9 protein-coding genes and 1 pseudogene are annotated in these 10,411 nt (G+C 59.8%); 4 read left to right on the top strand and 6 right to left on the bottom strand.

All coding sequences use genetic code 11. The annotated features are described in order from the left end of the window. Positions 1 to 693 precede the first annotated feature (693 nt). The 4 genes from GVL61_RS16605 to GVL61_RS16590 all read right to left on the bottom strand — a co-directional run bounded on the left by GVL61_RS16605 (position 694) and on the right by GVL61_RS16590 (position 5,351). Positions 694 to 1,437 carry an SDR family oxidoreductase gene (locus GVL61_RS16605; RefSeq protein ID WP_159981775.1) on the bottom strand — a complete coding sequence of 248 codons (744 nt, stop codon included), beginning with the start codon at positions 1,435 to 1,437 and terminating at the stop codon, positions 694 to 696. Next, entirely contained in the window at positions 1,437 to 2,399 is a 963-nt protein-coding gene (locus GVL61_RS16600) for a LysR family transcriptional regulator (protein WP_159981774.1), read from the bottom strand. The genes GVL61_RS16605 and GVL61_RS16600 overlap by 1 nt, the downstream gene beginning before the upstream one ends. A gap of 82 nt (positions 2,400 to 2,481) precedes the next feature. Next, complete coding sequence (locus GVL61_RS16595) at positions 2,482 to 3,960, bottom strand: acyl-CoA reductase (protein WP_159981773.1); 1,479 nt, start codon at positions 3,958 to 3,960, stop codon at positions 2,482 to 2,484. After that, entirely contained in the window at positions 3,960 to 5,351 is a 1,392-nt protein-coding gene (locus GVL61_RS16590; RefSeq protein ID WP_159981772.1) for a hypothetical protein, read from the bottom strand. The genes GVL61_RS16595 and GVL61_RS16590 overlap by 1 nt, the downstream gene beginning before the upstream one ends. Positions 5,352 to 5,873: 522 nt before the next feature. Here GVL61_RS16590 and GVL61_RS16585 point away from each other — a divergent pair. After that, positions 5,874 to 6,215, top strand: coding sequence for a hypothetical protein (locus GVL61_RS16585; protein WP_159981771.1), 342 nt, complete (start codon positions 5,874 to 5,876; stop codon positions 6,213 to 6,215). A 78-nt stretch (positions 6,216 to 6,293) separates the two neighbouring features. Then, positions 6,294 to 6,596, top strand: a complete 303-nt coding sequence (locus tag GVL61_RS16580) for a hypothetical protein (protein WP_159981770.1) — start codon at positions 6,294 to 6,296, stop codon at positions 6,594 to 6,596. On the opposite strand, the pseudogene GVL61_RS25040 reads toward GVL61_RS16580, so the two are convergent. Then, positions 6,512 to 6,714, bottom strand: a pseudogene (locus GVL61_RS25040) (IS3 family transposase); the annotation flags it as partial. The gene GVL61_RS16580 and the pseudogene GVL61_RS25040 overlap by 85 nt on opposite strands. Before the next feature lie 215 nt (positions 6,715 to 6,929). On the opposite strand from GVL61_RS25040, the gene GVL61_RS16575 reads away from it, so the two are divergent. Both GVL61_RS16575 and GVL61_RS16570 read left to right on the top strand, forming a co-directional pair. Next, the gene (locus GVL61_RS16575) at positions 6,930 to 8,531 is read left to right on the top strand and encodes a GMC family oxidoreductase (RefSeq protein WP_255456506.1); all 1,602 of its coding nucleotides are present in this window, start codon (positions 6,930 to 6,932) and stop codon (positions 8,529 to 8,531) included. Between the two features lie 14 nt (positions 8,532 to 8,545). Then, positions 8,546 to 10,033: an aldehyde dehydrogenase gene (locus GVL61_RS16570; protein WP_159981768.1), complete on the top strand. Its 1,488-nt coding sequence runs from the start codon at positions 8,546 to 8,548 to the stop codon at positions 10,031 to 10,033. Between the two features lie 111 nt (positions 10,034 to 10,144). Here GVL61_RS16570 and GVL61_RS16565 read toward each other — a convergent pair whose 3' ends face one another. Then, positions 10,145 to 10,354 (bottom strand): hypothetical protein, encoded by a 210-nt coding sequence (locus tag GVL61_RS16565; RefSeq protein WP_159981767.1) that lies wholly within the window; start codon positions 10,352 to 10,354, stop codon positions 10,145 to 10,147. Positions 10,355 to 10,411: the final 57 nt, after the last annotated feature.

Below are 10,411 nucleotides of genomic sequence, written 5' to 3'. Positions count from 1 at the left end.
CTGCGCCCAAAGCGAGAAAGGAGAAGCCCGCATCTTGAACCTGCCGGTCAACGGCAGCACATAACTCATACCCACCCGGGTCAATTCTCAATGGTAATCCCGGGTCACATCTCAGTGGCAATCAACAGTCGGCCCTTATCCTCTGCTCGAGGACAACTCCGTGCGCGACCATGACAGCACCGTCGTCAACGTCCGCGCGGCCTGGAAGGGCGGGCACATCCATATTACAGCGCAGTGCTCAACACCGCTGGCAGCCGGGATAAAGATATAGTCTACTACCACTACCACTACCACTACCACTACCACTACCACTACCACTACCACTACCACTACCACTACCACTACCACTACCACTACCACCACTACTACTACTACTACTACTACTACTACGAATCCTACATTCCTTGTTACAACACCGGTGGCCCCTCAAGGGCAGACTGAGCCGCGTCGTCGAACCGCCTACCGTGAAGGTAGGAGCCAAATTCACGTTCTGACGGTGATCTGCCGCGAGACATCTGTTCTCGCGGCGAAAAAGCACGACTGAAGAACGTCGAAATTCGCTACCTCAGCCAGCGTGACAGCGTCTCCGGCGGGCGATTGACCAGCGTACGCGTGCTGTTGAGATCGTCCTCGGCACTGCGGTGAGTGCCGCAGGATTGGGCATCAGCGCGAAGTCGCCACGAACAATGCCGCTCAGGTGGTTGCTGCGCCATTAGCGAGGATGTGTGCGCTCGATACCCAACTTGCCGCCGGTGAAGCAAGGAAGGCGACTACCTCGGCTATCTCTTCTGCCTTGCCAACTCGCCCGAACGGCGATGCGTTGATGAACATCTCACGGTATGCTTCCGGAGTGCGGTCGAACATGCCGGGGCTGGTCGCACCTGGGATCACGGTGTTGACCGTCACTCCTTTGCGACCGAGTTCCTTCGCCCAACTTTCGGTGAAGCTCTTCAGCGCTGCCTTTGTCGCGGAATAGATGCCCGATCCGGCGACCGGAAACTCTGCCAAGGTCGAAGACAGATTGATAATCCGGCCGCCTTCGCCAAGGCGCTTTGCTGCTTCGGACGCGATGAAAAGCGGGCCGCGCAGGTTGACGCCGAGCAGCCAGTCGAGTTCCTCTATGTCGAGATTGGCGAGCGATCCTCCGGCACTGACGCCGGCCGAATTTACTACGACGTCAAGACCACCCATTTGCCGATCCAAGGCTGCAAACAGGGCGGCGACCTCACCATGTCGAGCGATGTCCGCTGCAAGCATGATCGCTTCGCCGCCGTTGGCCTGTATTTGCGAGACCGTCTCGCGTGCGCCTTGCTCGCTACCGCTATAGTGAACGACCAAAGCGAATCCGTCAGAAGCCAGCCGGAGCGCAATCTCCCGACCAATCCCGCGTCCCGCCCCGGTAACGAGCGCGACCCGCTTCATGAACTCGATAGCCATCACTCTCTCCCTTTGTTCGCCCTGTCGTCAGCGATGGGCGATGCCTTTGTTGCATCCCACACGCCTTTGTCGATCAACCGCTGAAGCACGCGGATTGTCAGTTGCTCGCACCGGGTAGAGGCACTCGTGATGAGTTTTGCATTGTTGCGTGCCAGGCAAAGATTTCGCCGTAGCATACCCCCACCGATGCGTACCGCGACAACCTTGTCCCCATCGTGGAGAGCCAGAGCCGAGCGGGGAAGGATCGAATAGCCGTGACCATGCGCAACAAGCGTCGGGATCAATGCGACCGCATCAACTTCGAGCTTAACTCTAAGCTCTATGCCAACCCGGGCCGCGGCCTGCTCAATGATTTGTCGCAGCCCGTGCTGTGGACCGGGTAGAATCAGCGGTATCTCGCCGAGCGCGCACAACTTGTCCTCTACTTCTGTACCGATTTCATCGGTCGTGCTGGCAGGCTTAACTAGCAAAAGCTCTTCTGCGGCGATCGGCCTTATCGCCAGTTCGCGAAACGTGTCCAGTTCATGAAAGATACCAAGGTCGATCTTGCCCTCTTCAAGCCATCCCCGGATCTGGCCGGTGGAGGCCTCGACCAATCGCAAGGCAACGCGGGGAGCGTGCTCGAGAAAAGCCTCTATCAGCGCGACTCCAGCGATGCGGCTGATCGAATACGGCACGGCCAGCACCACCGCTCCACTAGGCTCCGCAGCCTGCCGCACGTCATCGATGCCCTGTTCGACCGAACGCAGTATCCGCATGGCATGAGTGCGGAAAATCTCGCCCGCCTCGGTGAGAGTGATACCGCGCGCTGTACGCTTGAGCAGGGTTTGTCCAACCTCGTCCTCCAGGCGCAGGATGTGCTGGCTCAGGGAGGGCTGAGCGATGCCCAGAGACACCGCTGCACGACTGATCGATTTGGTTTCCGTCACGCGGAGGAAACTGCGAAGATGCCGTGTGTTCATGGCCCGCTCTCTCGTCGGCTGCCCGGATGGCGCCCTAATGAGCTTTGATGAACGTCTGGTGCGTGCGCGGCAACATCGTCTGTCATTCCGCAGCGATTTGGAGGATTTCGGGCTTTTTGACCGGCTGCATGTTGACCACCCAGCGCATTGAGCGGCGCATTGGTTCGATTCCGTCGTGGGGCGAGCCGGGCGGCATGTGGTGCGAATTTGCGTAGACGGTCAGGGGATCTCCACCAGCGAGCGAGACAAGGCGCTGGATGCCAGCGAGCGCAAACAGGTCAACGATGTTCGACCGCACGGATTCCGGGTAAATGCCGACCGTTTGAGTTGTATCGTCACACCATTTTAGCACGTCGGTAAGGTTGTCGACAGGTACGAAATTCACGACCCGGTTGTTGAGTTTGTCATAAAACTCTACTCGGTCGTTGAACTTCGAGACGATGAAGCCGCCACACAGCGTATCGCCCTCCACATGGTAGAAGTCGTCTTCGAGCGCAATGGCGGCCATCTCTGCTTCGAGTTCGCGGTTCGGCGTCGGGAAAGGCGTTGAAAGCAAAGGTGGCAGGCTTGCGTAGGCAGCTACCATCTTGCGCCCAAGCACTACCACCTGCTCGATCGAGGCGTCGTCCGTGCCGCTTTCCACATAGACAATGCGCGTATTGGCGCAGGCGGTCTGGTTGTAGAAGCCCGCGAGCGTGGCAAGCCCGACGGCCGCCTCATCCACCGCTGCCTCGCTCGCGAAGGTGGCTCGTCCGATCATCGACATCGAATACTTAGGGTTGAGTGCCGTCAGGTCGATGCCGGGTGTCAGGAACTTCTGGATGTGTTTGACGGAACTCATGCCGCCCCAGGCGGTAATCTTGTCGATCCTGCTGGTACGGATAACCTGCGAGTCCATGTAGTCGTCGCCGCCCTTCCAGTAGGCTACTGCCACATGCTTCGTCACCGGATGGTCCGGCGCGATCTCGATCAGTGTCCGCGCGATCGCATTGGCGGTCAGCGGATCGTTAGAGGGCGACTTGATCAAAATGTCTGACTTGGTCAGCCCGGCCCGCGCGATGGTCATCGCGGCAACGACTGGCACGTTGCCAGCCGTGATATGCAACTGGCGGGTGCCGACTGCGCGGATGCTCACGCTCTCGTAATCGCCTCCGCTTGCCACCCAGCCGTCGAGATAAGCCAGGCCGATTGTTTTATCGACAAGGGCCGTCATCATGGCCGGGTCGAACATGCGTGGCAGGGCGTCATAGACGCCATGCAGGATCGGTTCGGCAAGCCCTCCGGCCTTCAAGGCCAACGCGAAGCTCTCCTGCAGCAGCGCGTTGTCATCCAGGTGTAGGCGCTTACCCAGCTCGGCCAGGAGATCGATGATCTGGGCCATCGGTGTGTCGTGCAGATCGCGCATGCGCGACGTGTCGCCCAGGACCAGATCATGGATGTGTTTGTGAGGGTCTGCCTGGCGAAAGTCGGCACCACCGCGGCCCTTGTAGTGGACGCCATCGTCGCCCGGCATGATGACCCTGCCGCGTGCGATAATGGGAATGTCGAAAACCTGGGCCATCAGGCCTCTCCCGCCACGAAAGCCATGAATTCGTTATATGCTTGCTGGGAGCCGGCGCAGGTGATCTTGTCGTCGCCGCCTTCGGCTTCAGAAAAGCGGCGAATGGTCTTCGCGATGCGCGGCGCTTTCCAGCCAGTTTCCGACTGATCATCATCCCAATGGATTGTCACTTCGTCGCCCGACGTGAAGCCCCCCCAGTACGACTGAGGCACGAGGTCCACCAGCACAAGTCTACCAGTCTGTACACCTTCGCGCGGCAGCGCCTCGCCGTTCGGCCCCATCAGCAGCGGCACCGAATAGGGCGGCAGATAGAAGAAATCGTCCTCGCCAAGAGGCGCATTGCCGATGCACTCGGAGAACCCGTATTGATTGCCCATGCGGTCAATGCCGAAGAAAGATTTGATCTGGGCCTCCCAGTCTGCGGGCGCATCTTTGTAGCCCTTCATGCCGCCGCCGCCCATGAGGATCGAACCAGGCGCGAACTCGCACGTGACACCGCGATCGAGACCAGCACGGGCAACACGATACATATCGGCGAAGGTGCCGCCGATCTTCACTTTCTGGCCTCGAAAACGCTCGATCAGCTGACCGAACCATGCGTCGAGATCTCCGTCCCGGGATCGTCCCTGAGCAAGCATCTGTTGCCGCTGCTCAAGGAGCGCCGGATCGAGGCCCAAGGCAGCGATATCGCCCTTGTCCTCAGCCGCCTGCAGCCGTCCCGACAACGCCATCAGGTCGGCGGGTATGTGGGTGTCGTAGAGCGTATAATAATTGTCCGCCCCGCCCGCCATCTCGACGTTGAACAGGCTCATCATCTTGAGCATCGTCTGGTAGCCGCCCCGGTATCCGGGGAAGAATGTCGGCAGTTTAGTCGTCCATGGGTCCACACCGCTCGCCGCGTAATTGACGTTGAAAAAGTGGAACTTCCAGGGGCCAAGCTCGTCGTAACTGCGCGGCACGAACGAGAGCTTGCCAGTAGTTCCGCTCGAGTAGGTGACAAGCATGCCGTATGCTTCAAGGCGCTTTAGCCATTCCTCGATGGTGGTGATCCCGCTCAAATCCACACGCGTAAGGTCATGCGCCGTAAGCTTGTCGAGCCAACCGGTGAGCTTCTTAAAGTCGCGATTTTCGATGATCTGTATGGGGTAGTTCTTCAGGACCCGATGATCGAAGCACACGGGCAGGACATCCTCGATCTTGTCGATGACATCTGTGCCTTGCCGATCTGCCAGCTTCTTCAGTGCCGGGATACGATCGCGCAGGCGGCCAAACGCGATCCGAACCGCTTCGAGCTGGAGCGCGTCCCGCTCCTCGCGGGGGATAGACATCAGTTCGTCCCAACTGCGATACGTCCATGCCGCCGGGTTGTCGGGTAGAAAACTGCCAGCCACCAGCCGTTCCTCTCATGTGCTATTCGTCTCCAACTTACTCCAGGACCGACGCCGCAGAACGTCCAAAAGGCTTCTCGTTGCTATAGGAAAAACCTGTAACTGATTCTAACGCGGCTTCGAGTGTCAGGAACTCCTAAAGGAATGACGCTTTTGCCAGAATGTCTGCAAAAGGCGCGTTGCTCAGCGGTGCGCGAACGGTGGACCGAGGCATGGCTGGTGGTGGCGAAACGGGTCATCCGCTGCCCTGACATGCGACAGTCTTGCCACTGGGCTCGACGCGGCCCACTTCCGCGAGCACGTTGCGGGGTAGCATGCCTCAACCGACGTTGCCCGATGCCACTCCGCCGGATGCTTGCGCTTGGCGGCCCCACTGACATTCAACAAACACCTTTCGTCACGGGATCGGACTTGTACTTTACTCGCAGTAGCAAAATAGTTATCCGCCTTGGCATCACGGAAAATAGTTTTGTTGACGCGCTCGCTTTTCACGGCCGCCGCATAGGTCCTTGCAGTCACGCCCTGATGAAGGGCGATGTCGCACCGATGGAGGACGGCGGCAAAAGCGACTTCAACTATGGCAAAGATTGGCGGGTCATGGGCTGGCCGCCCGCCAAAGTTGACCAGATTCTCCGGAACAGCGACGTGATCCGCCTTGGCGCAGTCGCCATCATGGTGCTCGGTATGCCCGGCCATACACGCGGCCGGCTCGCATTGCTCAGGCCCGACATCTGGCTCGGATCACATGGCGAGCGCTTTGAAGTGTCGGAGCGCATCACCCAAGCGAAGGGCCGCCAGTTTGCCTTACGCGGCCAGGCATTTCTCGCGAGCGGTCCGGAATTGTCGATCGGGTCCACGCCTTTCTAGGCCAAGGCATGCGATCAGGAAGGAAGTAGGTGGTGGCCCAATTTTTCAGCACGCCGCATGCAGTCCCGGTCCAATAGGATGGGTAGGTCGACCATCTCGCCGATCAAGGGTGCCGGCGCAAGAATAGCCGGCTCGGGCCGGATCGAGCATCCTTGGGTCCACATCAACGAGGCCTATGTCAGCCTGATTAACGACGATGCGCCGGACAATGCACTCACCAGCTTCATCATGCACGCCCCTCGGGGTAGCGCCTGCGGTGACCTGCACGTCGGCAATTTCGGCGTCTACGGTTTCGCGAACCCCGCCCACGTCACGACATACGTGAAGTCGGAAACCCATAGCATGTTCTGCGCCGGGGCATGGGACTGGCGGTTGACCTGATCGAGCAGGCGCGGTGCCGCATTGCCGCAATCGTGGTGCGGCCTCGGATAACCCGTTTCAGGCCATGCTCTCCCATCAGCTGCACGGTGCAGCGCACCAGGTCACCCGCCCCCTCCCTCGTCGGAGCACCTCCAGCCTGACCGCCCCGGAATTTGCCGCGGTTACGTTTTTATGGACCCACGTCATTGGCTCCGATCCACTCTTCCCGGCATCCGTTGACAGTCGGCGCATTTACCAATTAGAGATTTCAGAATGGCAGTCCGTCAAACGGAACGCACGGATTTCGCTGGTAGCGTTATCATGATAAAATTCCGGGAAGGTTAGCAGCGAAATATGCAATTTGATTTCATAATTGTTGGAGCGGGTTCGGCTGGATCCGTGATCGCCAATCGCTTAAGCGCTGATCCAAAGGTCACCATTTTGCTGCTCGAAGCAGGCGGCGAAGCGGATCATCCTTACATCCAGATGCCTGTCGGCTTCCTCCAGGCCCTACGCAATCCCAAATTCACATGGGCCTTCCAGTCCGAGCCCGAACCCCATGCGGGCAACCGCCGCTTCCCTGTCCCGCGTGGCCGGGTGCTCGGCGGTTCTTCGTCCATCAATGGCATGGTCCACTTTCGCGGGCATCCAGCAGATTTCGACCAGTGGGCCGAGAACGGCTGCACGGGTTGGGACTATTCCAGTGTCCTGCCCTATTTCAAGCGTTCGGAGGACCATTGGACGGGCGGAAATACCTGGCGCGGCAAAGGCGGCCCGATCGGTGTTCAACCCGTCAACACGCGCAAACTCATGGCAACCGAACTACGGGCTTCGGCCGCACTGAGCGGATACGAATACAATCCCGATTACGACGGAGAATCAAACGAAGGCTGCGCCGATGTGCAAGTGGCGCTTCGTGACGGAAAGCGCTGCGGTTCGGCCCGTGCCTACCTGAAGCCCATCCGGTCCCGCCCCAACCTGACAATCCTGACAGGGGCGCAGGTACACCGCATCCTGCTCACCGATCGCCGCGCGACGGGCGTCAGCTTTGAGCGGAACGGACTGATGCACACGGCCACCGCCACGCGGGAAATCATACTGAGCGCAGGAACCTACGGTTCACCGCAGCTACTCATGCTGTCAGGCATCGGGCCCGGCCGGCAGCTCGTTGAACATGGCATCCAGGTTGTTTACGACCTGGAAAGCGTCGGCGCCAACCTGCAGGAGCATGTCAGGCTCGCCCATCAATACGACGCAACACCGCCACACAGCTTCGCCCGCGAACTCCGCTTCGACCGCGCGGCACTGTCGTTCGTTCGGTGGTATCTGACCGGAACCGGGACTTTCGCCAACCAGATCGCCACCGCCTGCACTCTGGTCCGATCCGATCCGACCATCGATCGCCCCGATCTTCAGATCATGACTAGCCCGGTGCGGGTGGACGCGAACATTTGGTTTCCAGGTTTCAGCAAGCCCAAGAAAGACTGCTTCTTCAACTCGATCTGCCTGCTACGCCCCAAGAGCCGTGGGTCGATTGGCCTGCTCGACGCGGACCCGCGATCCCCGCCACGCATTCAATTCAATCTTCTTCAGCACGAGGACGACTGGGCGACGCTCAAGAAGGGTCTGGCAATATCCCGCCGGATTTTTTCCGACGGGCCCATCGCCCGCTATTTGGACGGAGAAGTGCTTCCGGGAGCCGGAAAGACCAGCGATGCCGATCTCGACGCCATGAAAAGCGAATTGACCGGCATCGTCCACCATCCGGTGGGGACCTGCAGCATGGGCGTGGGCGCCCGCGCCGTCGTCGACCCGCAACTGCGCGTCTATGGGATCGATGGCCTTCGCGTTGCGGACGCTTCGATCATGCCTTTCCTGGTAGGCGCCAACACCAACGCGGCAGCCGTCATGATCGGGGAAAAGGCATCGGATCTGATCCTTGGCCAAACTGCTTAACTAAGGAAAAAGTGATGCCGTCCACCGACACAAATGCCATCTTCGACCGCGCTCGGGCCCGTATTGCCCGTCCGTTCGGTCATTTCATCGCGGGCACATGGGAAGACCAACGAAATGAGCCGATCGAGGTACTGAACCCAGCAACCGCGCAACCCATTGGCACGATTGCGTCGGGCGACACCGACGACATTGACCGAGCAGTGGCAGCCGCCCGTCGCGCTTTTGAGAATCCGTCGTGGGCGAAGATGCCTGCGGCCGAGCGTGAACGAATGTTGCTTCGCCTTGCCGACCTGATCGAACGTGATGGCGACGAAATCGCCGCGATCGAAACACTCGACAACGGCATGCCCTTCGCCGCATCGCGGGGTATGGCTGTAGGCGCAGCAGTGAGCGCGGTCCGGTACAACGCCGGGTGGGTTCGCCGCATGACCGGCGAGGAAGTTCCGATTTCGGTGCCCGGTCGGTGGCATGGCTATACCACGCACGAACCATTAGGCGTCGCCGCGCTGATCGTGCCGTGGAACGCGCCTTTCGGCATTACCTGCAACAAAGTTTCTGCGGCACTTGCCGCTGGCTGCACGATCGTCCTCAAGCCGGCCGAGCTTGCCCCCATGTCGGGACTTCGTCTGGCTGAGCTGGTGCAGGAAGCCGGCTTCCCTGACGGTTGCCTGAATGTGGTAACGGGGTTGGGCGCAACCGCCGGCGCCGCACTGGTGCGTCATCCGGGCATCGACAAGATTTCCTTCACGGGCTCTACCGCAACCGGCCAATCGATTCTTCGCGGAGCTGCGGAATCGCTAACCCGCGTCTCATTGGAGCTAGGTGGAAAATCAGCCTCCGTGGTATTCCCGGACGCTGACCTTCAACGCGCCATCCCTGCCGTCGCGATGGGCATCTTCGGCAACAGCGGACAGGTATGCGCCGCGGGATCGCGCCTGTTTGTCCACGACACCATCTTCGACCGCTTTATTACCGGCTTGGCCGAATTTGGCGAAAAACTCGTCGTCGGGCCGGGCGACCAGCCGGGCGTTACCATGGGACCTCTGATTTCAGCCCCGCAAAAGGCACGCGTGCTGGGATACGTAGAGGCAGGCAAGGCCGAAGGCGCAACGCTGCTCATGGGCGGCGATGCGGAGGGGCCAGGATACTTCGTGAAGCCGACCATCTTCATCAACGCCCAGCCTGAGATGCAGATCGTTCGCGAGGAAATTTTTGGCCCGGTATTGAGCGTCATGCGTTTCTCGAACGAGAGCCTGGACGAGGTGGTGCGCCGTGCCAACGACAGCATCTATGGCCTATCGGCTTATATCTGGACTCAAAATCTGTCGACTGCACACGCGATGGCCAGCGGCCTGCGTACGGGCTCGGTAAAGGTCAACGGATCGGGGATGGAGTTCGCGCTACCCTTCGGCGGCTTCAAGCAGTCCGGCCTAGGACGCGAAAACGGACGTGCGGGCGTGGAGGCGTTTACGGAGAAAAAGTCAGTGATGATCGGGTACTAGCCGTCATCCATTTAGATGACGACGCCGAACGAGACGCGTGCTCAGCAAGAGGCACCCGCCTCGTTCATATGTCGCGTTTGGTATGTTCGCTCTCTGAACGAAGCTGGATTTTCACCCGCAGGTTGGCTCACAAAGGGCCACTCCGGAACGTGGCCCATCGGGTGGTGTAGGATCGCGGGTGCGGCCACGTCGATCTCCGGCTAAACCGGGTTGATCCATCTTCATCGGCCACTGCGCCGCAAAGCCGATCGCCTTGCGCAAGAAGCCGCCATCGGCAGTCTGTCCAATCACAGACTGCGCATCCATCGTATCCTTGGTCATCGGCGTCTCCGTAAGTTGAGCCTCGCAGCCCAAGCTCATCCGAAGTTCGCCGATGAC

The organism is Novosphingobium sp. 18050, assembly GCF_902706195.1.
Taxonomy (GTDB): Bacteria; Pseudomonadota; Alphaproteobacteria; order Sphingomonadales; family Sphingomonadaceae; genus Novosphingobium.
This window is presented reverse-complemented; position numbering and strand designations above follow the sequence as displayed.

Excerpts from the sequence above, each read along its gene's own strand:
- GVL61_RS16585 (WP_159981771.1), top strand. The coding sequence starts at position 5,874 with ATGAAGGGCGATGTCGCACCGATGGAGGACGGCGGCAAAAGCGACTTC.
- GVL61_RS16575 (WP_255456506.1), top strand. The coding sequence starts at position 6,930 with ATGCAATTTGATTTCATAATTGTTGGAGCGGGTTCGGCTGGATCCGTG.
- GVL61_RS16565 (WP_159981767.1), bottom strand. The coding sequence starts at position 10,354 with ATGACCAAGGATACGATGGATGCGCAGTCTGTGATTGGACAGACTGCC.
- GVL61_RS16605 (WP_159981775.1), bottom strand. The coding sequence starts at position 1,437 with ATGGCTATCGAGTTCATGAAGCGGGTCGCGCTCGTTACCGGGGCGGGA.
- GVL61_RS16580 (WP_159981770.1), top strand. The coding sequence starts at position 6,294 with ATGGGTAGGTCGACCATCTCGCCGATCAAGGGTGCCGGCGCAAGAATA.
- GVL61_RS16570 (WP_159981768.1), top strand. The coding sequence starts at position 8,546 with ATGCCGTCCACCGACACAAATGCCATCTTCGACCGCGCTCGGGCCCGT.
- GVL61_RS16595 (WP_159981773.1), bottom strand. The coding sequence starts at position 3,960 with ATGGCCCAGGTTTTCGACATTCCCATTATCGCACGCGGCAGGGTCATC.
- GVL61_RS16600 (WP_159981774.1), bottom strand. The coding sequence starts at position 2,399 with ATGAACACACGGCATCTTCGCAGTTTCCTCCGCGTGACGGAAACCAAA.